We start from the raw sequence: 24,030 nt of genomic DNA on the forward strand, positions 1-24,030 counted from the left end.
TTTTTCGGTGCTGCCATAATTAAAATTACTCTTTTTATGAAAACACTCCTTAACTTTTTAATATCTAATGTCTACTTTTTGCTGACGATTTACAATTAAGTCAAAAAAAGAAATTTCATTTTGCAATATCTGTTTAGCATTTGGAAGTAATTTCATCAACTCAAAAATGTAGATTTTTCTTAGAGTTTGAATGTCATTAATCTTTTCATTATCAGAATTTTCAATCTCTATTTGTAAATTTTTAATTTCCTTTTTATTCAATTCTATCTCTGATTTTAACAATTCATTTTTATTATTGAAAATATTATAAACAATTCCAGAATTATTTTGTAGAGCTTTAAAATCTATTGGATAGATGTTTTTAAGAATAATGAAGCCAAAAAGTTTTTCAGCATCTAACTTTGTTTTAAGTGTTTTTATCTTATAATAAACTTTGAATTCGTTAATAATATTAACCAAAGTTCTCATATCATTAATATAAGGAGAAATGTTAAAAATGATATTTTCTGATAATATGTTTGAGTCAATAAAATCTTTTCTAAGTTTCTTAAGAAACTGTGTGTTGGAATTGCTATAATCAATGACAGGAATAATAGGAATTATTAAATCGAAAAATTTTGTTTTCTCATTATTTTTACTAAATAATTCATCTTTTACAGCATATACAAAAGTTACAACTTCATTAATGTCTTTGGAATTATTAATTAAAATATTTAATTCACGAAGTTTTATAAAAACGTCTACAGCGTCTTCAAATCTGTCAATATCTTCAATAAAAACTATTTGTGTTTTTGTCTTCTCAAAGAAGTATAGTAATTCATCGATATGTTTGTTAATAATAGAAATATCATCGGCTTTTGGAACAAATTCCGCATCATTAAAACTTAACTTGTTTAATTTTAAATTGGTAATTTGATTAAATACATTCTTGATTATTAATGCTGAAATTAAAATAAAAATTGTTTTAATAAAAAATTCGTGAAAATTATAATTAATAAATTTAAAATCGAAGATTAATAACTTGTTATAGATCTTATCAAAAAAAAGATAGAGTATTGAGTAAATCCATATTATTAAGAATATTGCTTTTAATAAAACATATTTTTTAACAGTAATTCTTTCAAATCTTGATTCTTTTAGCTTTCCTTTTTTTTCAAAATAAAGAATTTGCTGTACAATGCTAGTCTCAATATCCGTTTCTGTTTGTTTATTTTTTTCTTCAAACTTACCAAGATTCACATCAATAGTTTTAAACTGAGGATTTTTGTATTTAAATAAATTAATTATTGTACTCTTTCCTGTCCCGAATGACCCTGAAATTGCAATGTTTTTTACTTTGTCATTGAGAACGCCCCATTTTAAAGAGTCTAAATAAGTTTCGGAAATTTCGTTATTGTCATTATCTGATAAGAATGGTGTTAAATCTTCAAGATTTAAAGAGTTTTTATTTTCTTCTTTTTCGAGTTTGATTTTTTGTTTACCTAAAAAAAGAATCATATTATTTAAAAAGCTGAAATAATGTATTTTAGCTTTTGACTTCAAATTTTTAAACATGTATTTATTAGTTTGTCACTAAAATATGGAAAAAATAAAAGCCACCGAAAATTTCAATGGCTTTTGCATATCATTATTACATGAAAATAAAAACATCATATGAGATTGCTTCGTCACTTCGTTCCTCGCAATGACAGTTATTTGTTATTCACAATAACTTACCCATTCCCAATTCTCTGTTTCAAATCATCTGCACCACCGGTTTTTCTTGGCTGTCCGTTTTTGGATGAACCAAAATTATAGGTGTAAGAAATCGTTGCAACACGGGTTTCTCTACGGACCACAAAATTTTCGATGTAATTGGAGTAGACATTTCTTGCTTCAGGATTGCTGGTGAAGAAAATATCGTTAAATGAAAACTTCAAAGTGCTGTTGTTTTTAAATTTCTTCTGAGCACCGATATTCAGATACCAGTTGGGTTTCAGATCCATATAAGCATAGACTTCTCTTGCTCTGTAATTTCCTGTAAGCTCGGCTGTAAAGCCGTTTCCAAGTTTAAAAGAGTTGATGCTGTTGACGTTGAATGTGAAGTTTCCCTGGTTTTTAATGTAGGTATCAGCAATATTTCCGGTGTAGCTTCCGTAATAGAAATTGGCGCTGTTGTTCATATCCCACCATTTTGTCACTTTTACAGGGGCAATGAGATACAGCCCTAAATAAGATGCCGAACTTAAATTATCATTGGTCTGCACCACCACAATATTGCCGTTTTCTACAGTCGGTTTCAGAACATCGGTGATATTATCAGACGTTTTGCTGTAGCTGAATGTTGCAAAATATTTGTTTTGCAAGCTGTACGTCAACTCATAATTCATCGTGGTCTGTGGATTCAGATCAGGGTTTCCGGCTTTGTAAGTGGTCGGATCGAGATAGAATTTAAAAGGATTCAACTGATTATAACTTGGTCTTGTAATTCTTCTGCTGAAATTCAGTTCGATGTTATTTTTTTCACTCAAATCATAAGAAAAAACAGCACTCGGAAATAATTGGGTATAATTCTTTTTGCTGACCTGATTGGTGGTAATTTGATTTCCTGTAACGTTGGTATTTTCTGCTCTTAAGCCAAATATTGCACTGAATTTGTCCCATTTTTTAGAAACATTTCCATATAAAGCATTGATGTTTTCTTCGTAAATGAAATGATTGGTCTTGTTCTGGTCGATTATTGAAACTCCCGAAGTAGCATCGAAAAACTGCATGTCGTTATCAGCTTTTACAAAGCTGGTTTTAATTCCGGTTTCTATTTTCCAGTTCTTTTTTAAGCTTTTAGACAGATCAGATTTTAAGGAATAAATATTCAGAGTTCCGTTGATGTCACCTTTTAAAATATCAAAACTGCTAAGATCTCCGTTGATGGTATAATTTCTCGTATCAAAATTCTGGAGCGAAGTATTTGAATAATTGATATAATCGAAATCGGTGGTCAGTTCAGAACCCAAAGAATCGATTTTATATTTATGATTAAGATTGAAAGAAACATTTTTCCAGTGGTCTTTTGAGCGGTTTTGTGAAGTGAAAGTACTTTCAGGAAGCTGATTACTGCCTAAAACCAAACTCGAATTATCACCTCTCGGATCAAACCTGTTGCTTACGAAACCAGCTGAAAAACCAATGATATTTTTATCATTCAGGTAATAATCCATTCCGGCTTTTGCGATATGATTTCTGAAATTAAATTTCAAATAATTGTCTTGCAGATAAGCTTTTTCAAAGTTTCCACTGTCGTTGTAAAAGTTTCTGTCTAACACCAGATGGTTGTAAAATTCTCTGTAGGCAAAACCGTAATTCGCAAAAATATTCACTTTTTTGTTGCGGTGATTGATGCTGAAATTATTATTGTTTTTAATATATTTTCCGGTTCCCAAAGAAGTAGAAAGACTTCCGTTCGTGCCTTTTCGTTGGTCTTTTTTAAGTTTAATATTGATAATTGAAGTTCCTGCAGCGTCGTATTTTGCCGACGGATTGGTAATAAATTCTACTTTTTCTACACTCGAAGATGGAATTCCACGAAGATAATTGGCAAGATCAGTTCCGGTCATCGGAGTATTTTTACCATCAATCTGAATGAGAAGATTTCCTTTTCCACGCAGACTGATGTTGTCACTGCCATCAATATTGACTCCGGGAGCTTTTTCTAACACTTCAAAAGCGGAAGTTCCTGTTGCCGTGATGCTGTTTTCTACGTTCAGAATCATTTTTCCTTCCTGCCGCTCGATGTAAGGTTTTGCTTTGGTAATCGTCACAGCTTCAATCGTCTTTTCATTTAAATGAATGATGGGAAGGTTGGTGTTTTCTTTTACAGAAATTAGGTCAGACTTATACGCTTCAGAATCATTTTTTTTGATTTGAATAACATAATTTCCGTTTGCTAGATTACTAAATGTGAATTTTCCGGTTTGATCGGTAACCTCGGTTTTTAGCAATTTGTTTTCAGAATCAAACAAATTGATTTCTACCTGATTGATTTTATCAGAATCGATGTTTCCTGAAAGTGAATAGGTTTGTGAAACGGTTTGTGCTGAAATTTTGAGGCTGAAAATAGAAAGCAGCCAGACAAAAATAAATAGGATGAATCGTGCCATGGTGTTTTATTTTTTGAGTTATGTTTTTGAAATATTAAAAAATATATTTTTAGTTTTTTGCTTCTAAGAATTTAACCCATCAACTAAAAACAATCAACTACTTCAATGTATTTTCTGAAATTTTTAATAATGCATTGTACATGATTTGCAGTTCTTCTTGAGAAATACCGTTCAAAGCGATTTTTCTGTTTTGTTCTACTATTTTCTGAACTTCCTTAATGATTTTCAAGCCAGATTCTGTTACTTTAAGATCGGTTTTCCTTCGGTCTTTGCTGTGAACTGTACGGATTATATATTCCGATTTTACCAATAAATCGATAATTCTGGTTACTGACGCATTATCTTTAAAAACCAGATCTCCAAGTTCATTCTGAGTGATTCCGGGGTTTTCGAGAATTGCTTTTATGATCAGCCATTGGTCGACTGTTATGGTAAAACCATGAAGTTTTAGCTGTCTTTGAGCATAATTTCTGTAAGCTCTGATTGCTTTATCGATGTTGTAAAATATAATTGAATCTAATTTTTCCATAATGAATATTTTTAATAATGATTTATCAATTATTGATATATCAATTAATTAGTGATTGAACTTTTTATTTTGTTACAACCTGAAAGAAATATTTTATGAATATGCTTTTTTAATAATTATGCTTCATTTAACGTAAAGGCATACAATGGATTTTAAAATTTGATTGTTTTCAAGTTATACAGAGGCGTTTTACTTACAAGATTTAAAATGCATCACGAGTTTAATTATTATTTTCTTTGCAAAAATATTTTACCGCAAAAGGTGCAAAAGAAATAATTGAATAACTTAAACATCGTAAAATTTGTTTGAATCTTTATATGGGTGAAAAAAAATGCCATATACGAAGCATTATTTTAATGAAGAAAAAAGGACTTTATAAATTATTGAATATGAAAAAGTTAGATTTAGCATGAATCCCAATAATATTTGTCGTATATTTGCAGAAGCAATTAATAGAAAGGTTTTCAAGCTTTTGTTTCAGACAAAGTTTAAAACATTTATTTTTCTCTCAGTTTTCACATTTCAGATGCCTCAATTTATTCTCAGAAAATACTTGTGTCGGCAATCTTTTATCATTACTGAAAAACAATAGAATACCTTTCTGATTTAATCGGGAAAAGTATTTGGTTATAATGAGATAGATTTCAAAAAGAAGTTTTATCTTTAACAATCAGCACGTAACAAATAAATTTTATACAATATATGGCGGATTCTTTCTCAAAAAAAGAAAATTTCAAGAAAAAAGTTCAGAAAGCAAAAGAAAAAGCTCAGAAAAGAGAAGAGCGTAAAACAGTCAACAACAAAGGTAAAGGTCTTGATGACATGATCATGTATGTTGATGCAAACGGTCAGTTGACTTCTACACCACCGGACAACAGCAATGTTGAAGAGTTTGATATCAACAACATCCAATTGGGTGCAGCTCCTATTGAAGCTGAAGAATTGGTAAAAACAGGGATTGTAACATTTTTCAGTGAAAAAGGTTATGGTTTTATTACAGAAGACGGTTCTAAAGAAAATGTTTTCTTCCACAGTAACAACTGTATGGAACCTATCAAAAAAGGAAATAAAGTATCTTTCGAAAAAGAGAAATCTCCGAAAGGTTTTGTTGCCGTAGAAATCAGAATGGTTAAATAATCATTCGGTTTTGGTATTGAAACCCGATAGATAATATCATATAAAAGGCTCCGATTCGGAGCCTTTTTTGTTTTTAATTACAGTATAAAGAATCTCTTATTTCTACTAAAATTTTGGTTGTTTTTTCCAAATCTGGTGTGTACGGAAGATTAGACTTTGAATGATGATGTTCGATTGATTTAATCAGTACTTCAGCTTTATTCATTACATTTTCATACGACCAATTTCCGGCTTTGATATCTAACAATTCTTCTCGGTTTTCTACCCGAATTTGTAACGAACCTGTTTTGAAAATCTGTTCACAAGACTGCAATAATCTAATTGTGTGCATCATATTTTTGCTGTCGTAGTTTTGTCCATGATTTTGATTGACATTATAACGGTCTTCATTCCTTTCTGAAACCCACTTCCAATAATCGCGGTAATCTTTACAATAGGTAGAGTAGGCGTCGAGGTTACAAAACATAAACGCCAAAGATTGTTCATCTTTCGGGATCGATGAAACGGAAACCTGGTTGGCTTCTTCGTTCTGAATAATTCCTTTGTAACCTAAATCTCCCGATTCATCGTAGAAAAGCGCAAACATTCCTTTGGTATTGTCGATGTTGACTAATCCACATTTTTCCTGAATTAAACCACCCCGTCCTTCGGACACCCCTCCAGAGGAGGGGAATTCTCTCAACCATTTTTTCAACGGAGTTGAACCGTTGTTTTCTAAAATATAACAGAAATCAAGAATTGACTTTCTTTCTTTATCAATCGGATTAAGGATTTTTTTATTGAGACCTTTTGCTTTTTTGATTTGTGAAATCGCATATCCTGCAAATGTATCTTTGCATAATTTGGAAATAAAATCTTCAGGCTTCAGCAAATCCATCAACGGGTTTTTATTTTGAATGCAATCTTCCGGACTTACCAAAATTTCCAAAATATTCGGATTGTTTTTCTGCAATAATTCTACAAATCTTCCAATCTCATAATACGTAATGTCATTCGTCTCATTGGAAATCTGCGGAATATAATTTAAACCGAAAAAATCTTCTTTCGATAAGTAATAAATTCCACGGATATCTGTATCTGAATTTTCCGTTGCGAGCCCGAAAGAACGACTTCCGGAGATGGATTGGAAGAGAATAAGGTTTTTGTTGTTTAAGTAATCTAATTTCATAGTTTTCTAATTTATTAATATTTCTCTAAAAACCTTCTCCATTTCCACCTTATCCGTATTTCCACCTTTCAAACTTTTGGCTCTTTCCTCATTATCTGATATCATTTTCTCCAAAAAAGCAAACAATTCCCAATCATTCGGATGATAATAAGATTCTCCTTTGGTGGCTTTTAAGGCAACCAGATTTTCTATTTTGGCTCTTGTAAAATCATCCACTAAAACTAATAATTCACTGAACAAAACTGGCGGAACAGTTCCTTTTTCTAATATCCATTTTCCGGTCAAAGCAGTTCGAAGACAGTAGAAATAAGATTTCAGTTTTACTTCATCGATTCTGCACGCTTCCAAGTATTTTTTGCTCATGCTCAGATAATGGTAAGAAACTGCTATCGGTGAAAAAGCAGAATCTGCTAAAGATTTAAATAAGTCGTAAAATTTTTCATTTTTCACATAAACGATAGGAGAGTAAAACCAACTCAATAAAGCTGCATTCGATTTTAATAAGAGATGAAAAGTCTTTCTCAAATCCCATCCGGAACCGTCGAGGTCGTCTTCGGTCATAAATTCTATCGTTTCATCTTTATCCCACGGTGAAAGATACCAATCTTTTTCGTGGCGGTATATAAAGCGTATATCATAATCGCTGTCTGGAGAAGCAAAACCCCAGGCTCGGCTTCCAGATTCTACGGCAAGAAGTATTTCTATATTTCTTGTTGTCTCTATTTCTTTTAGTTTATCTAGTATTTTTGTTGTCATTGTTTTTAATTTATAATGCAAAGTAAAAAAGGAGGTGCGCAATGTTTTTGCGTTGTGGTTTTGGATTTTAGTGTCGGAGGATTTGAGAGTTTTTTTTATATTCAAAATATAATTGATGTTGTTGGTAAATCGCAAAGACACAAAATTATTTTGAAACTTTATGTTTCAAGGCGCAAGGATTTTGTCTGTGATAAAATTGAGTTGTGAAAACCTTAAAACTTAAATATCATTTCCTGAAAATCTTTGATTTTCTTGCGTCTTAAAAACCATAGTATAATTTAAAGTCTTTGCGCCTTTGCGATTTTCCAACTTTACTATTTTGTTTCAAGACAAAAGAAAATTAAATATCTGTTTAACAAATAGATTTTAGTAATTTGCAAAAACATACAATACATCAATGTTAGCAGACGAATTACAACACAAGATTGATTTCAAAACAAAACCTTTAGGTGCATTAGGATTTTTAGAAAATCTGGCTCACAAAATCGGTATGGTTCAGCAAACCACTTCACCAAAATTAATAAAACCTTACATGGTTGTTTTCGCAGCCGATCATGGAATTGCAACTGCAGGAGTAAGCGCTTATCCACAAGAGGTTACCTATCAAATGGTGATGAACTTTTTAGGTGGCGGTGCAGCAATTAATGTTTTTTGTAAGCAAAATAATATTGACATAAAAATTGTAGATGCAGGAGTGAATTTTGATTTTCCTGAAGGATTGAATTTAATTCATAAAAAGGTAAGAAAGTCGAGCCGAAATATGTTGGATGAACCTGCTATGACGAATGAAGAATATCAACAGGCTTTGGAAAACGGGAAATCTGTGGTTAAAGAAATTGCAGAAACCGGTTCTAATGTCATCGGTTTTGGTGAAATGGGAATTGGAAATACGTCGGCTTCTTCATTGATGATGAGTCAGCTATTTGATATTCCGATTGAAAATTGTGTTGGAAGAGGAACAGGTTTAAATGATAGTCAGCTACAGAATAAAATTGATATTCTTTCAAAAGCAATAGAAAAATATCCTCATTTAAAAAGTGCAGATGAAATTGCCCAAACTTTCGGAGGATTGGAAATTGCTCAGATGATTGGAGCGATGCAGGAAGCGTACCAGCAAAATATGTTGATTTTAATTGACGGATTTATAGCCACAGTTGCCATTTCGGTAGCTTGGAAACAGAATCCTAAAATCCTTAATAACTGTATTTTCTGTCATGTCAGCGATGAATACGCGCACATCAAATTATTGGAATTATTAAATCAAAAAGCTTTGTTGAATCTCAATTTGCGAGTAGGCGAGGGAACAGGTTGTGCATTAGCTTATCCTATTATTCAAAGTGCCGTTAATTTTCTAAATGAAATGTCGAGTTTCGAAGATGCTAATGTTTCAAATAAAGAATAAATGAAAGCTGTAAAGAATGAACTGATTTATTTCGCAACGGCGCTGATGTTTTTTACAAGAATTCCGGTTCCTTTTAAAATTCCCTATTCCAATGAAATTATGAACCAGTCTCAAAAGTATTTTGCCTGGGTTGGATTGTTGGTTGGATTGATTAATGCAGTTGTTTTATATGGCTCTTTTCAACTTTTCAATTTAGAAATTGCTATTGTTTTAATGATGAGCATAAGTGTTTTGTTGACCGGAGCTTTTCATGAAGACGGATTTACGGATGTTTGCGACAGTTTTGGTGGTGGTTATGGTAAAGAAAGAATTATGACCATTATGAAAGACAGTCGTGTCGGAGCTTACGGTGCGATTGGCATTATTTTATTGTTTGCTCTAAAATTTTTCGGCATTAAAGAATTGGGAACTTTAGATGTAACGAAAACTTTAGCCATCATTATTTTTGCTCATACTTCAAGCCGATTTATTGCAGGAACAATGATTTATACGCATCGATATGTGACAGATATTGATGTGAGCAAATCAAAACCATTGGCGAATAAAGCATTAGACGGAAAGTCTTTAGCCATCAGTTTTATAGCTGTTTTATTGGCTTTTTCTTTAATTCCCGATTGGCGATTGATTTTTGCGTTGCTTTTTGCGTATATCGGAAAAATATATTTGGGTTGGTATTTCAAAAAACACATCGGTGGATATACAGGTGATTGTTTGGGAACGGTGCAGCAGGTTTGTGAAGTCTTATTTTATTTAGGAGCAATCATCGTATGGAAATTCATCTGATTCGTCATACTGCCGTAGAAAATCCGGATAATCTGTGTTATGGATTTGCCGAAATGTCTTTGCATAAAAATTATGTTGAAGATTTTAAATCGATTCAAATTGATTCAGATTTTGATTTAATTATTTCGAGTCCGTCTCAACGATGTCAATCATTGGCAAAGCATTTTCAGTTGAATTATCAAACTGATAAAAGAATTAAAGAAATGAATTTCGGAGACTGGGAAATGAAAAAATGGACAGAAATTCCGAAAGAAGAAATTAATCCTTGGTATGAAGATTTTATCAATGTAAAAGCAACAAACGGTGAAAATTTATTAGAAATGCAAAACCGGGTTTCTGAGTTTTGGAATGAATTGATTTCTAAAAAAGACATCAACAAAATTTTAATTGTCACTCATGCTGGAGTCATTCGGTTAATCCTTCAGTCTATTCTCAAATTCCCTTTGGAAAATATGTTTAATATTCAAATTGATTATGGAAAAAGAACTGTAATTGATGTGAAAGATGGTTTGATTTCAATTAAGAATATTAATATATAATTCTCTCACAGATTAGTTTGATTTCGCAGATAATTACATTTAATAAAATCTGCTTAATTTGCTAAATCTGCTAGAGAAAAAAATTAAACTCTAATGTTTGGTTCTTTGGTGAAACGCAAAGACGCAAAGTTTTTTAATTCATTCCGTTTTTAAGGCTCAAAGATTTTATCGAAGATAAAATTCTCTTTGTATAAATAACTTTGAATTCTTAACGTAACGATTTTGTTTCTTCTGTATTAAGACGAAAGAAAAATAATTATTTTTAAAACAAAGCCATCATTTCAAGATTTTTCACTCAAAATGATAGCAAAATATTATTTGAAAATTTTGGTAAAACTATCTTTTTCCAATGTTTCTAAAGAGAAATCAAAGTCTGCTTCTTCTTTTTCTGAAGTGATGATTGCGCCCAGTTTTTCTATCAAATGATTGAAAGAAATCGATTCATACCATTGCTGATACAACGCATTCGTCGCCATCGAAGAAACTTCAGAAGTTCCTGAAACATGAGAGTTTCCTGCTCCGAAATTTAATAATACAAAACATTGTTTTCCATCTTTTGGAAGTAACATTCCTAAAATTGTCTGCTTCTGAACTGAGTTACACTTAGTTTCCGCAAAAAGATTGTTAGGATTCATCATATAATCATAGGAAATATCATCTCCTTTTCCGATAACGATTTTATAACCACAATTAGCATCTCCCGAGAAAACACTATTCATTACAAGCGTTGGAGTATTTAAATATTTGTTGGTATAAAGATATTCTACAGCACCATTTGGAGCAGAAGTCATATCTCCGGAATACATCAATTGTCCGTTATCTTGATCATAAGCCGCATTCCAGCCGATCTTTCCTGCGATATTCAATCCGGAAAGGTCAAGGTCATTGGCTCCCCAAGCATCTTCCCAATAAATTCCGATAGCCAGTCTTTCTCCATAAAACCTTGTTCCGGTCGGAATATTTCCAACAAACATTTTCTCAGAAGTAGGTAAACCAAATGCTACATCTTTAGGGAAATAGAATTTCTTTTCAGAAAGATTATATTTTGATTTTAAATAATTTAAGATAAAATCATAATTTAATTCATTCACAGAAGTAGCAGTTCCTCTCTTTGTCCAGGATTTTCCGTTTCTGATTCTGTATACAAAAGTATTCTGACCATACATTCTAGAATAACAAGCCGATAAAGCTTTAAACAAAGCAAAAGGTGTGGTATTTTCTAACCAATGTAAATCGCTGTTTTCCAACAGAATATTAGTAGCATTGTTTAATGGATTTGAAATTAACGGTTGATGATGAATTTTTGACAGTTTTGAAATTTTATTAATCGTTTTTGGCGCTCTGTTTTTATAAGCTAAAAACAAAGGCTTGAATCGGTTAAAGATTTCCGCCATTTTTTCCAACCCGAAGTTTTCAAACAGATAAGTTGGATTAAATTTACTTTTCTTGATATCATCTATTAAATCATTGCTTTTGATCAAAAGCGTTGTTCTGGTTGTTTTATAAATTACATAGCGGAAAAATTCAACGGGATTTTCAGGATAAATATCGTATCGGTCGGCAATTTTTATCATTGCTTCCTTGTTTCGGATATTTTCTTTTCCTGTAAAATCATATTCCAGTTCGGTATGCAAAATATAAAGCAGGTCATCAATTGTTTCCTCTTTCAAAGCAATACCAGATTTCAAAAGAGAAAGACATTTTTCCTGCATTTCTTCTTGAGTATAGGCTTTAATTACTTTGAAATTTAGCTTCAAATCAGGAACATTCAACACTTCTTTAGGGATATAAATTTCATTTTGAAAATCACTTCCATATGTTGAAATATAATGATTGATTTGTTCGATCAATAATTCAATTCTAGAGCTTTCTTTAATTTTCTGCCACGATTTATGAAAGGTTTTGTTTAAATCATTTCCATTTAGTTTTTCTTTTGAATAATAAGAAATAATTTCTTTTTTAGCCCAAAGTGCATCAGACTCAATGATAAAACCTTCATCTGAAATAAATGGCTTGTCATTAGATTTTCTTGCCAATACAGCGTTGAATAATTTTAATGTTTTCATTGTTTTTAATTTTAAAAAAATAAGTGAGGAGTATGTTCTTTTAAGTGAAATATATAGGAACTCCTTTTACCTATAGTTTTATAAAAGGCGGGGAGTAATTATCCAAATATAGGAACTCCCTTTGCCTCGTAATTTGTAAAAAGGCGGAAAGTAAATGTGGGAAATCAATAGGAACTTTCTTTGCCTTAATTTTTTGATAAATGAAAATAATTAATTGTTGAATATAAACATTTTCAATATTTTGAGGAACAGGCAGGGCTCGAACCTGCGACCAACAAACTTAATTCATAGGAACTTTATTTGCCGTAAGCGAAAAGTAATCCTGTTGCTCTACCATCTGAGCTACTGTTCCCACCATTATGAAATTTTAGAAAATTTAAGCTTTTCTAAATTTCTTCTTCTTTTTCCAAGGCGCATTTTTCTGTACATCTCCTGCCATAATACATCCGTAAGGCATCACTTCATCCAATACTTCACACAATCCGTATTCTTCAATCTGAGCTCTCACGTTTTTCGCACTTTTATAAGCACTCGGTAATTCAGAAATATCAATATCATTGGTGAAAAATCTGATATCCAAACCTTTTGTTTCTTCTTCAAAAATTTCTTCAATCGTTTTATGAGCCAGAGACTTTTTATGCTGCGTTCTGCTGAAATTTCTTCCTGCTCCGTGTGGTGCAAATCCAAGATTTCTTTCATTGGTTGTTCCTTTAACAATCAAAACAGGTTCCGACATATTCAGCGGAATCAATCTCGGTCCAGTAATATCCGGCAAAAATTTATCGTCCAGCGGAGTGGCTCCTTTTGCGTGATAGAATAAATCTCCGTCTCTGAATACAAAATTATGTTCGTTCCAATATCTGTTTTGTTTTTCGATATTTAATTTTTCTAAAGTCGCGTTATGAATCGATTCATGGTTTTCTTTCGTCCAGTTTCTTATCAATTGCAAAGCTTCCCAATATTGCTTTCCTTCTTCGGTTTCATACGGAATCCATGCATTTTCTCTCAAAGTTTCTGGCGAAATTTCCTGTCTGAATCTATTCGCAACTTTCATTCCTTTATCGTACAACATCGCTCCGGGAGCTCTCGACCCATGATGAGTCACCAACATTGTGTTTCCTGTGTTTTTAGAAACTCCGACAAATAAAAAATGGTTTCCGTCACCTTGAGTTCCCATATGAGAACGGGCAATACTGATTAATTTTTCATCATTCAAAAACTCATTTTCTCTGAAAGCATCCATCAATTCCTGAGACATTTCCATTTGCTCACCTCTGGGTCTTCCTCCGTATCCGAAATGGGTGATTGAGTGGGCTACATCCAAAACTTCTTTAGGATTAACTTTCCCAAAATCGGTTAACATAACGGAACAGCAAATATCTGCGCTATGAAATCCTGGATGAATCGCATTTTTCGCGACAACAACTCCGCCTACCGGAATATGTCCTTCCGGTCCTGTCGGACAAGCATCGGGCATAATGGCGCCGTCAATCAACGTTGGCGTTTTCATCAAAACTTTCATCGTATTGATTACTTTTTCTACGTTATCAACTTCATTTTCGTGTTCCGCTCTGATGTTGATGATGAAATCTTTCGGTTCAGCATGTAACGGAATTGGTTCCGGAGATTTGAATTGCTCCAAATATTCAGAGATTTGATTTTCGTCCAATTGATTTTCGTTGATATATTCTAATGCTTCTGCAAACCATTTTCCCGGTCTGTATCCTAAAGCGATCAATTCATTTCCTGTAATTGTATTCATATTTTTGTTTTTATTTGACTTTGTCTAATCACTTTTTTAGGTTTGGGCAGCTTTTCCGCCTTCCACTCCCGCTTTTTTACTTCACTTCGTTTCGTAAAAAGAGCTCCGTTCAAGTCGGGCTGCGAAAGATTCGACTTTTTATTACTGCTTTGTCATTTTGTTGAGGCAAAGTAAAAGCACAAGTGTGCAATCTTTTTGCGCAGATTAATTTATTTTAATTATTTTTGAGAAAAATTGTGTTATGCTATTCCCAATTTTGACATTCATTTTATTTTTTGGCTTTGTTGTATTGGTTTTTTGGCAAAAGTCAGATTCTATCAAAAAGCTGAACAGACAACTTTTAGAAAGTAAGGTGATAATAACGAAAGAACTAAAAGATATCCGTTGTTTTTGTTTTGCTACTGGAAAAAGAAATCACGATTTCAGGTTTAATAAAGCCGATGTTTACATTTTAGAGGATGCTCTTTTCATTTTTGGCTACTCAGAATTTCAAAATTTAAAATGGTACAAATGTTTGGTTATTTTGACCCATCGCGAAGATATTTATAAAGAACAGTTTCCTACGGCGCAAATTCCTAAATTATATAAGCTCAATTTGCATTCATTTAATCAAGATGTTTTTATAGAATTTCAAACTACGCCTGGTATTTATAGCAATATAGAAATTAGGTTAGAAAATTTAAGCTTAGAAGATAAACAATTAATAAAAATATAAAATAAAAAATTATGTTATTTGAACAATTAGAAAAATCAGCGGAGGAAATTCAATTTCCAGATGTTATTGCATTTATTGATGAACATTACGAGTTTACCCCAACAAGATTTACCAACGGAAATACCGTAAATGAAGCAGATCAAAACAATGGTTCTTGCAAAGTTTTCAGTTTTGCAAAATTGAATGATTTGTCAAAAGAAGAAACACTGAATCTTTTCGGAGAGTTTTACAGAAAAGACGTTTTGCAAAATCCTGAAGGAACAGATCATCAGAATATCAGAAACTTTATGGAATTCGGTTGGGAAGGTATTTCTTTTGAAGGAAAGGCTTTGACGAGAAAATAGTAGACAGATAGGGAATACGTTTAAACCACCCCGTCAAAAATTCTACGAATTTTCGCCACCCCTCCAAAGGAGGGGAATTTTAATTGATCTAGTCTTAAACTTAATCTTAGCCTCAACCTAATATATGTCATCCAACAAAAACGCTCTGATTCGCTATAAAACTTTAGACAAATGTTTGAAGAATAAATACAAACAATACACTTTGGAAGATTTAATTGACGAATGTTCTGAAGCGTTATTTGAATTTGAAGGGAAAGAATCTTTTGTAAGCAAAAGAACAGTGCAGCTCGATCTTCAAAATATGCGAAGCGAAAAGTTTGGCTATGAAGCGCCAATTGAAGTTTACGAAAGAAAATATTATCGTTACAGCGATCCCGATTACAGCATTCACAATATTTCGGTGAACGAAAATGATCTGAAAGCGATGAATAATGCGATACAGATCTTAAAGCAGTTCAAAGATTTTTCGATGTTCAAGGAAATGAATGGTGTGATTCAGAAGTTGGAAGATTCTATCCATTCTACCAGCCAAAAATCGATTATTCATTTAGATAAAAATGAACAGTTGAAAGGTTTGGAGCATATTGATGTGTTGTATGAAAATATTTTAAATAAAAAGGTTTTAAAGATTTGCTATAAAAGTTTTAAGGCAAGAGAAGAAAATATTTTAACGGTTCATCCCCAATTGCTGAAAGAATATAACAACCGTTGGTTTTTGATTTGTTGGCACAAAAAAGCGATTTACAATTTGGCTTTAGACCGAATGATTTCCATTGAAACAGACGATAATACGGAATATATCGATAAAGATTTTGATGCAGACCGCTATTTCGGAGAAGTGATTGGAGCTACCGTTTCTGAAACACAACGACCTCAAAATGTTGTGTTTTTTGTTAATTCACAACACGCTCCTTACGTTAAAACCAAACCATTTCATCATTCCCAGGAAATTATTAAAGAAGATGAAAATGGAACGACTTTTAAAATTTGTGTACAGCTCAATTTTGAACTGGAGCGAATGATTTTAGGAATGGGAGAGTTTTTAACGGTTTTAGGTCCGATAAAACTGAAACAGAGAATCGCTAAAAGTATTAGCATTGCTCATTCAAATTATCAGATTCAAAATACAATGACTGAAGAATTGTAATTTTACATAATTAAAAAATTGGCTTGAAACTTGTAATTGTTTCCGAAAATAAATTATTATGAAATCTAGAATATTAAAAGCTGTCGTGGCGCTTGTTGTGCCGATTGTTATAGAATTTATCATTAAAAAAGTTACCGAGAAGCTCGATAAAAGCAAAGAAGAGAAAGATGTGAAATCAATTCCTTCGCCTCATTAAAATCATAAACCTTCCTAATTGGGAGGTTTTTATTTTTCAATCCATTCTCTGAAATCTGCTGTCTGACTTTGACTTGTGATAAGTGGATGTTCACAACCTTTAATTTCTAAAGCTAAAGCATTTTTCGAATAGCGCTCCAATTTTATAATATTTTTTTTATTGACAAGTTCGCTCCGATTGATTTTGAAAAATTCGTTAGGATTAAGCTGAGATTCTATTTCTTTAAGCACGGTTTGATTGAGTAAATGTTTTTTACCGGAATCATCAAAGGCAAAAATAACTCCTTCTTCAGCTTTAAAAAATGCGATATTTTCAGTTTCTAAAAAATAAATTCCTTTATTGCTGATTACACTGAATCGTTCTTTGAAACTTTTAGATTGAATCTCTTTTTGAATCTGGCTGATTTTTAATAAAATTTCATCAGAAGCATGAGATTTATTTAAGACTGAAAATTTATTCCACGCTTTTTGAAAACGCTCTAAAGTAAAAGGTTTCAGAAGATATTCAATTCCGTTTGTTTCAAAAGCATTCATCCAAAATTGGTCATAAGCGGTTGTGAAAATAATCGGACAGGAAATTTTCACCTGATCATAAATTTCAAATGCATTTCCATCTAACAGTTCAATATCCGAAATAATAAGATCGATAGATTTTTCTGTTTTTAAAAATTCTACAGCTTCTTCCACATTATCAATTTCTGCAATGATTTCGGTATTTTCTTTTAACTCATCAATAAATCTAACGAGTTTTTTTCTTGCCGGAATTTCATCTTCAATAATGACTATCTTTATCATGCTTCTGGAATTATAGGTAAGGTTACGGAAAATTGATCGTTGGTATTTTGAATTTTTATCTGACTTTCGGTTAGTAAAAAATACTGTTCGTAGAGGTTTTTCAATGCTTTTCCTGATGGAGATTTTGTGTTTCTCTTTTGAATAATATTATTTGAAACTCTAAGATTTTCATTAATTCTAACTGTGATAAAAATAGGTTTTGTTTCTGTTCCCAAATTATGCTGAATGGCATTTTCCGATAATAACTGAAGACTTAACGGAACTATAAAACCTTGCGATTGATTATTCTTTATTTCCAATTGATAAGATTTTCCATATTTATGCTGAATCAGTTTGAAATACTTTTTAACGAAAGCTAATTCTTCATCAATTTCTACTAATTTTTTATCTGAAACCTGCAAAACATAACGGTAAATATCTGCAAATTCGTTGAGGAAATCAGATGCTTTGGCTTTGTCTTCTTCAATAAGCTGATCTAGAATATTCAGATTGTTAAATAAAAAATGGGGGTTGAGCTGGTTTTTAAGCTGATTGATTTTGGTCTCGGAAAGCATTTCATTAAAAGCTGCAATTTGTTTCTGATTCTTCTGATTTTTTTGGTAATAATAAAAAGCAAGAAAAAAACTTCCGTAAATAAAAGCATTCAAAAAATCTGAAATAACATTGTTGAGAAATGTTTGCGAATTAAAGTTCCTTTCAAAAGTATCAAAAATAAAAGCGATAATAAGTTTAAAAATATTAAGTATCACCAAATACAGAAGAAGGGAAGTTCCAAAAATTTTAAAAATTTCTTTAAAATTGAAGTTGTCTGATTTTTGCCAATACATCATCAGGAAACGCATAATCAGAAAGAGAATACCCGCATTTATAAAATATAATACCGGAGCTTCTGGTGTGAAAGTGTACCAGTTGATCTCTCTTTCTGTCTGAAAACGGATTTCTATGGTTTGCACATAAGAAAAAAGAAAAATAAAGAGTAAAAAGTATTTGTTCTGCTGTATTTCGTTTAAAATTTTCTTCATGGTTTTGTGACAACAAAATAGTTCTATAAAATTACAGAACTATTAATAAAGTTTATAATTGAAAATGTGTTTACGGTTTATTTTGAAGATTCTTCGGGAAATGAAGCGGTAATATTTCCTTTTTCATCATAAAAATCGAGCTTTGCTTTGTTTTCTTTGTCTACATAAAACATTGCTTTAGGCAATCCTTTTGCATCAAAAAGAAATAAGCCATCTCTTTGTCCGCGAGATTTTCCGAGCATAATTCTTGGCGTTCCTTGTCCGAAATTTTTAGTTCTCTGAGATTCGTTTTTAGAACGATCGTTGAATGTAAGACTGCTTCCTACAAACCTTTCATTGCCTTTCTGATAATCTTCAGATAACAATTGCATGATTTGATCACCATCATATTGATCATGCGTGAATGAAAGTCCTGAAGAGTGACCATCTGCGTTTTTCTTACCGTCATAGATAAAACCACCACATTCCAGACCTTCTTCGTTGAAAAATAACATTCCGGAACGTTTTTTACGCTTTTCGTTGGTGTAAACACCGTTGATTTTGATTTTTCCGTTTGGAAAACGATCTACATTGGTAATCACCATTTTAACAGTACCATCTTTTTCTACGATATTAATTCTTTCCACATCGATTTCTGAAAACTTTTGGTTACCATTACTTTTAAAAGCTGAATTGACTAAAAAGAAAATTATAATGGCCATAGAAAAGGCAAATGCTCTTAAAAATACAAGTTCTCTGTTGATACGTTTTTCTGTCATAATTGTCTGATTTTATGAAGCAAAAATATCATGAGCACGGGTTTGAATCAAGAACTCTTTTTTGAACTAAGGAAATAAAGCGATGAACTAAGAATAATATAAAATGAGTGAATTTTTAGCTTAATTAAATAAAATCATAAATGCCGTTCTTCCAGCCCAACACTTTTGAGGAATCTGCATTTAGCCAGTTTTTAAGAACTGTTGCGTAGACTTTTCGGAAATCTTCGGTATAAATTAAATCTCCTTCATTAAGATTTTGTAAATCGGGAAGGGCATTTAGAATTCCTTTCTTTTTTAATCCGCCACTGATGAAAAACATTTGGTTAGCCGTTCCGTGATCGGTTCCTTTGCTTGCATTTTGGGCAACACGTCTCCCAAATTCCGAAAAAGTCATGAGTAAAATATCATTAAACAATCCATTCGATTTCATATCGGCAACAAAAGATTTTACGGCATCATTGATCTCTCCAAATAGCTTTTGCTGTCTTTCATTTTGATTGACGTGCGTATCAAAACTTCCGATAGAAAGATAATAGACCTGTGTGTTAATGTCAGATTTTATCAATGAAGCCACCGTTTTAAAGTCTTTTCCCAGTTTAGAATTCGGGTATTCCTGAGTCGATTTTTTTACTTTACTTTTTTCAAAAATGTAATCGGCATTATTGATCGTAGAGCCTAAAGTTTTGTATAAATAAGAAACCGTTTCATCATCATGATGATGGTCGTTATTGTACAATGATTTGAAATATTTTTCCTGACTGGTTTGATACAGTTTTTTTGGATCTTTAAAGGCAAAAGCTTTGTTGTTTTCTCCTTTTAAAGCCAGACTCAGCATGTCATCAACTTCCAAAGCCTGCGTTGGATGTTCACATTTATAACATTCTTCATCCAAAAATCTTCCGAGCCATCCTGTTTCCAGAAACTCATCGCTTTTACTGGCAGAATGCCAAATATCCATGCTTCTGAAATGTGATTTATCAGGATTCGGATAACCTACATTATTCATCAGGGAAAGTTCTCCGCTGTCAAATAATTCTTTAAAATAGGACAATGCAGGATTGATTCCCGTTTCATCATTTAGAGGTAAAGAATCTGTGATTGCAATTGAGTTTCTTTCTTTAAAATAAATGTCGTTTTTTGTCGGAATAATCGTATTTAAGCCATCATTACCACCTGTGAATTGCAAAACAATTAATATTTTTTGACTTGGATTCAGGGCGTTATCTAAAGTCATCGACTGCAAAAAATTCGGAACCAATAAGGAAGCCGTTGCTAATGAACTTATCTTTAAAAATTCTCTTCTTTTTATAATCATAAATTTAGGTTTTAGGTTAAAGATATTAGGTTGCAGAGGATAAATTTTAGCTAAAATCTGCAGCCTGCACCTCACAACTACATTAACTGATATTCCGGTGTTGACATCAGATTGATAACATTCATTTTAATACTTTTATCTGAAAACTGATTCACAATATCCATATCCAATGATTCTGAATTCACAATTAGATAATCTTCTGCTTTTTTCTGCGCTAAAGCCTGATTTACTTTCGTCCAGTCGATAATTATATTAGGGTTTTTGAAGCTTTTATTTAAAGCTTCCCGTGATTTCATTCCCATTCCCATTTCCATATCATCATCTTCTTTTGCTGAATATTCCATGGGACGCAAGCCTGACCAGATTTGAGGAATCTGAAGTCTCAACATTAAAGTAGAGCTGTCGATCCAGGATTTTCCATTTGGCCAACCTGCAACGTTGGGTGGATAAAGTAGCATTTGACCTAAAAGTTTTTGGTAAACTGTAATGTTTTCAGGATTTTGAATGTTCATCGGGAGTATTCTCATCATTCCGGCAAATAATTCTGTGGGAGATTTTATACGGTTGCCAATATTTTTTTTGTCATAAAACCAGGAGCTTGAAAAGATTTCAGACATCAGTTTTTTGATATCATATCCGGATTGGTAAAAGTCTTCACTTAGATTTTTAATCCTGCTGGAATCGAGCTTTTCGTTGACAAAAAAGGTATAGATTTTTGTTGTAATAAATTCTGCCGTAGATTTTTGCTCCAAAATAATATTTAAAATATCGTCTCCGGTAAAAATTCCGGTTTTTCCAAGAAAAGTTTTTGTGCCGATGTCGTGAAGTTTTTTTCTTTCATTGAAATTCCCTTCTTTATCATAACCCCATCCTGTAAAAGCTCTTGCGGCTTCCCGAATATCTTTTTCGGTATAATTTCCACGACCCATTGTGAATAGTTCCATGACTTCACGGGCAAAATTTTCATTGGGATGATCTTTTTTATTCTGTTGATTGTTCAAAAAACTGAGCATTGCGGGAGAACGGCTCACTTCAAACAATAGATCTTTGAAATTTCCCAAAGATTTTTCTCTAATTATATTCAGTAATTGCTGGTTAAATTTTGGATTATTGATTCTCGTAGCAAAATGTCCATGCCAGAAAAAAGCCATTTTCTCCCGTAACTGTTCTTTGCTATTGTACATTTTTTTTAGAAAATTAAGATTCAGCTCGTTGTTTTGCTTCTGATTGACTCTTTGTATCACCCTTTTCTGTTCGGCTGTAGCTTTTGGATCTGTGTATTCAATGGGGTCAATGTCGGGAGTTTCATAAACAATAGGAGAGAAGCTTTCTTCATTGAAAACTTCCTTTATTATGGTCTTGATGTTTTTATTTTTTAGATCATCTACCTGCTCAATTCCTGGTCCAAAACCTGCACGCCAAAGAAGATGTTTGTTATTGATGAATGATGCAGCCATAGTCCTGATTTTATTTTTTGATGATTAAATAAAGATGAGGTTAAAGAGTATAAACAAATATTAATGTCTATTTATTGTTTGCCCTGATGTAAAGTTAAACAACTATTTAAATATTTAAAATTTTAATAATTTGATTTTCATTATTTTATGAAATATTTAGGCTTTCATGTTAAGGAGTGTGAATTATTTTGGCATGATTTTTACATCTGCCCTTGTAGTAAAATTTAAAAAAATCAGAGTTATGAAAATGTTTAAGCAAACCATTTTAGCAGCTGGAATTTTAACAGCCGGTTTAGTAAGTGCGCAAAGTGCTCAGATGAATAATATGATCAAAGTAGGAGCAACTGCAGGTATCGCAGTTCCTTCAGATAACGTTTCTGCTGCGGTAGGTGTAGATGTAGCGTATCAAAATCTTATCACTCCAGGTTTTGGATTAGGTATCGCAACAGGTTATACTCATTATTTTGGAAAAGATAACAACGGATATAATAATAATGATGTAGGAGTTGTTCCTGTAGCAGCACTTTTCAGAGTGTATCCTAAGCAGACCGGATTTTATTTCGGAGCCGATTTAGGATATGGATTTTTGGTAGGTGATGATAAAGTTGCAACCAATTCTACAGTAAGCAGACCGGATGGTGGTTTTTATCTTAAACCTGAAATAGGGTATCACAACAGAGACTGGAATTTCTATGTACAATACCAAAAAGTTTTTGCAGGAAGCAATGGAGATATAGTATCACCAGCTTCTCAGGACTATAATGTGGGAAGCATCGGAGCAGGATTTTCATACAATATTCCTTTAGGGAAATAATATAAGAAATATAAGCAGTTATTAACCAAACCTTTTCGAGTTTTTGAAAAGGTTTTTTGTTCCCATACAAAAAATACCAAAACAATTATTATATTTGATAAAATTTGCGATTATGAACTTGAATCCAAAATTTCCTCTCTATTTACCAGGGGTAAAAAATGCCAATAATGATAATGTTTCTATTATCGGAGCCAATTTGAGAGAAGATGTAACTACGATAGCGTATTATACTTCAGGAAATTCCGGGATAGAACTTAAATTTAAAAATAATTATCCTACCAAAGAATATGAATCTTTTACAGATGTTCTGTCAAAGTTTATACAGGATTCTCAGCTGGAAAATGTCCAGCGACTTGGGATTTCGGTTCCGGGACCTGTAATAGATGGTAAAAGTCATCCTGCACGTTTGAAAAACTGGAGCTTAGATGTAGAAGAATACCGCAGTAAATTTGGTTTCGAGAAAGTGGATATGTTAAATGACCAAGAAGCATCAGCTTATGGAATCGGTCTTTTAGATGATTCTGATTTGGATGCAATCTATACAAGCGGTCATCTGGAAAAAGGAAATGTTGCTATTCTTGCACCAGGAAATGGTTTAGGAGAAGCAGGATATTTTTTTGATGGAAAATATTTGAGACCTTTTGCAACTGAAGGAGGACATTCAGAGTTTTCACCGAGAACCAATGTTGAGGTAGAATTTTATCAGTTTTTAAATAATATCTACGGAATTGTAAGCTGGGAAAATGTGCTTTCTAAAACAGGTCTATTTAATATTTACCGATTTTTGAGAGATGTAAAAAGACATCCTGAACCAGAATGGCTTTCTGAGCGTTTGACAAACGGAAATTTTACCGAAGAAATTTTCAAAGCAGCGATGCATGAAGATGCAATGATTTGTAAAATTGCTTTAGATACTTTCCTTGAGTTTTTGGCAAGAGAAGCCAACAACCTTACTTTAAAATTGAAAGCTACAGGTGGTTTGTTGATTGCAGGAGATATTCCACAGATCATAAGAGGATATATTGATAAAGATAAATTCTACGAGAAATTCAAGATCAGTGATAAGATGGAGGATATGTTGAAGAATATTCCTATTCATGTGGTCAATACAGACAGTACAAGTATTAATGGTGCGGCACTTTATACCGCCTATTTTACAGAATAAATGTAAACTCCGAAGAAATTCGGAG

General features: G+C 32.5%; 22 protein-coding genes and 1 tRNA gene. 10 read left to right on the plus strand and 13 right to left on the minus strand.

Features of this window, described 5'->3' with window-relative positions; translation table 11 throughout:
- Positions 1 to 57: 57 nt before the first annotated feature.
- The 3 genes from B5X64_RS20260 to B5X64_RS20270 form a co-directional block, all read right to left on the minus strand.
- On the minus strand, positions 58 to 1,497 hold the full coding sequence (locus tag B5X64_RS20260) for a YobI family P-loop NTPase (RefSeq protein ID WP_123920934.1): 1,440 nt from the start codon (positions 1,495 to 1,497) through the stop codon (positions 58 to 60).
- A 215-nt stretch (positions 1,498 to 1,712) separates the two neighbouring features.
- Complete coding sequence (locus B5X64_RS20265; protein WP_079466951.1) at positions 1,713 to 4,136, minus strand: TonB-dependent receptor domain-containing protein; 2,424 nt, start codon at positions 4,134 to 4,136, stop codon at positions 1,713 to 1,715.
- A 97-nt stretch (positions 4,137 to 4,233) separates the two neighbouring features.
- On the minus strand, positions 4,234 to 4,665 hold the full coding sequence (locus B5X64_RS20270) for a MarR family winged helix-turn-helix transcriptional regulator (RefSeq protein ID WP_066679790.1): 432 nt from the start codon (positions 4,663 to 4,665) through the stop codon (positions 4,234 to 4,236).
- Between the two features lie 702 nt (positions 4,666 to 5,367).
- Between B5X64_RS20270 and B5X64_RS20275 the strand changes: the two genes are divergently transcribed.
- Entirely contained in the window at positions 5,368 to 5,802 is a 435-nt protein-coding gene (locus B5X64_RS20275; protein WP_066680898.1) for a cold-shock protein, read from the plus strand.
- Between the two features lie 73 nt (positions 5,803 to 5,875).
- On the opposite strand, the gene B5X64_RS20280 is transcribed toward B5X64_RS20275, so the two are convergent.
- Together B5X64_RS20280 and B5X64_RS20285 are read right to left on the minus strand one after the other, a co-directional pair.
- On the minus strand, positions 5,876 to 6,970 hold the full coding sequence (locus B5X64_RS20280) for a nucleotidyltransferase domain-containing protein (RefSeq protein WP_079466952.1): 1,095 nt from the start codon (positions 6,968 to 6,970) through the stop codon (positions 5,876 to 5,878).
- A gap of 6 nt (positions 6,971 to 6,976) precedes the next feature.
- Entirely contained in the window at positions 6,977 to 7,726 is a 750-nt protein-coding gene (locus tag B5X64_RS20285) for a nucleotidyltransferase domain-containing protein (protein WP_079466953.1), read from the minus strand.
- Positions 7,727 to 8,123: 397 nt separating this feature from the next.
- Here B5X64_RS20285 and cobT point away from each other — a divergent pair, with 397 nt between their 5' ends.
- The 3 genes from cobT to cobC are packed head-to-tail and all read left to right on the plus strand — an operon-like array spanning position 8,124 to position 10,450.
- A complete protein-coding gene (cobT, locus tag B5X64_RS20295; RefSeq protein WP_079466955.1) occupies positions 8,124 to 9,128 on the plus strand; it encodes a nicotinate-nucleotide--dimethylbenzimidazole phosphoribosyltransferase in 1,005 nt (334 codons plus the stop codon).
- Positions 9,129 to 9,911: an adenosylcobinamide-GDP ribazoletransferase gene (locus B5X64_RS20300; protein WP_079466956.1), complete on the plus strand. Its 783-nt coding sequence runs from the start codon at positions 9,129 to 9,131 to the stop codon at positions 9,909 to 9,911.
- Positions 9,896 to 10,450: an alpha-ribazole phosphatase gene (cobC, locus tag B5X64_RS20305; protein WP_079466957.1), complete on the plus strand. Its 555-nt coding sequence runs from the start codon at positions 9,896 to 9,898 to the stop codon at positions 10,448 to 10,450. The genes B5X64_RS20300 and cobC overlap by 16 nt, the downstream gene beginning before the upstream one ends.
- Before the next feature lie 314 nt (positions 10,451 to 10,764).
- Here cobC and B5X64_RS20310 read toward each other — a convergent pair whose 3' ends face one another.
- The 3 genes from B5X64_RS20310 to B5X64_RS20315 form a co-directional block, all read right to left on the minus strand.
- A complete protein-coding gene (locus tag B5X64_RS20310) occupies positions 10,765 to 12,516 on the minus strand; it encodes a hypothetical protein (RefSeq protein WP_079466958.1) in 1,752 nt (583 codons plus the stop codon).
- Positions 12,517 to 12,760: 244 nt separating this feature from the next.
- A tRNA-OTHER gene (locus B5X64_RS22895) sits at positions 12,761 to 12,868 on the minus strand.
- A 24-nt stretch (positions 12,869 to 12,892) separates the two neighbouring features.
- Positions 12,893 to 14,278 carry an RtcB family protein gene (locus tag B5X64_RS20315; protein WP_079466959.1) on the minus strand — a complete coding sequence of 462 codons (1,386 nt, stop codon included), beginning with the start codon at positions 14,276 to 14,278 and terminating at the stop codon, positions 12,893 to 12,895.
- 241 nt (positions 14,279 to 14,519) lie between these two features.
- Here B5X64_RS20315 and B5X64_RS20320 point away from each other — a divergent pair, with 241 nt between their 5' ends.
- The 4 genes from B5X64_RS20320 (at position 14,520) to B5X64_RS22900 (ending at position 16,680) form a co-directional block, all read left to right on the plus strand.
- Positions 14,520 to 14,993: a hypothetical protein gene (locus B5X64_RS20320; protein WP_079466960.1), complete on the plus strand. Its 474-nt coding sequence runs from the start codon at positions 14,520 to 14,522 to the stop codon at positions 14,991 to 14,993.
- 11 nt (positions 14,994 to 15,004) lie between these two features.
- Positions 15,005 to 15,337: a HopJ type III effector protein gene (locus tag B5X64_RS20325; RefSeq protein WP_079466961.1), complete on the plus strand. Its 333-nt coding sequence runs from the start codon at positions 15,005 to 15,007 to the stop codon at positions 15,335 to 15,337.
- 124 nt (positions 15,338 to 15,461) lie between these two features.
- Entirely contained in the window at positions 15,462 to 16,484 is a 1,023-nt protein-coding gene (locus B5X64_RS20330) for a helix-turn-helix transcriptional regulator (protein ID WP_079466962.1), read from the plus strand.
- Positions 16,485 to 16,542: 58 nt separating this feature from the next.
- Entirely contained in the window at positions 16,543 to 16,680 is a 138-nt protein-coding gene (locus B5X64_RS22900; protein ID WP_164463442.1) for a hypothetical protein, read from the plus strand.
- A gap of 29 nt (positions 16,681 to 16,709) precedes the next feature.
- Here B5X64_RS22900 and B5X64_RS20335 read toward each other — a convergent pair whose 3' ends face one another.
- From B5X64_RS20335 to B5X64_RS20355, 5 genes are all read right to left on the minus strand, one after another.
- Positions 16,710 to 17,474, minus strand: coding sequence for a LytR/AlgR family response regulator transcription factor (locus tag B5X64_RS20335; RefSeq protein ID WP_079466963.1), 765 nt, complete (start codon positions 17,472 to 17,474; stop codon positions 16,710 to 16,712).
- Positions 17,471 to 18,496: a sensor histidine kinase gene (locus B5X64_RS20340; RefSeq protein ID WP_079466964.1), complete on the minus strand. Its 1,026-nt coding sequence runs from the start codon at positions 18,494 to 18,496 to the stop codon at positions 17,471 to 17,473. The genes B5X64_RS20335 and B5X64_RS20340 overlap by 4 nt, the downstream gene beginning before the upstream one ends.
- Positions 18,497 to 18,573: 77 nt before the next feature.
- Complete coding sequence (locus B5X64_RS20345) at positions 18,574 to 19,254, minus strand: hypothetical protein (protein WP_079466965.1); 681 nt, start codon at positions 19,252 to 19,254, stop codon at positions 18,574 to 18,576.
- Between the two features lie 124 nt (positions 19,255 to 19,378).
- On the minus strand, positions 19,379 to 20,569 hold the full coding sequence (locus tag B5X64_RS20350) for a DUF1501 domain-containing protein (RefSeq protein ID WP_079466966.1): 1,191 nt from the start codon (positions 20,567 to 20,569) through the stop codon (positions 19,379 to 19,381).
- A 77-nt stretch (positions 20,570 to 20,646) separates the two neighbouring features.
- Positions 20,647 to 22,026 carry a DUF1800 domain-containing protein gene (locus B5X64_RS20355; RefSeq protein ID WP_079466967.1) on the minus strand — a complete coding sequence of 460 codons (1,380 nt, stop codon included), beginning with the start codon at positions 22,024 to 22,026 and terminating at the stop codon, positions 20,647 to 20,649.
- Between the two features lie 241 nt (positions 22,027 to 22,267).
- On the opposite strand from B5X64_RS20355, the gene B5X64_RS20360 reads away from it, so the two are divergent.
- Positions 22,268 to 22,840 carry a hypothetical protein gene (locus B5X64_RS20360; protein WP_079466981.1) on the plus strand — a complete coding sequence of 191 codons (573 nt, stop codon included), beginning with the start codon at positions 22,268 to 22,270 and terminating at the stop codon, positions 22,838 to 22,840.
- Between the two features lie 112 nt (positions 22,841 to 22,952).
- The gene (locus B5X64_RS20365) at positions 22,953 to 24,005 is read left to right on the plus strand and encodes a glucokinase (RefSeq protein ID WP_079466968.1); all 1,053 of its coding nucleotides are present in this window, start codon (positions 22,953 to 22,955) and stop codon (positions 24,003 to 24,005) included.
- Positions 24,006 to 24,030 lie beyond the last annotated feature (25 nt).

Origin of the sequence: Chryseobacterium balustinum, assembly GCF_900168205.1 — a bacterium.
Lineage (GTDB): Bacteria > Bacteroidota > Bacteroidia > Flavobacteriales > Weeksellaceae > Chryseobacterium > Chryseobacterium balustinum.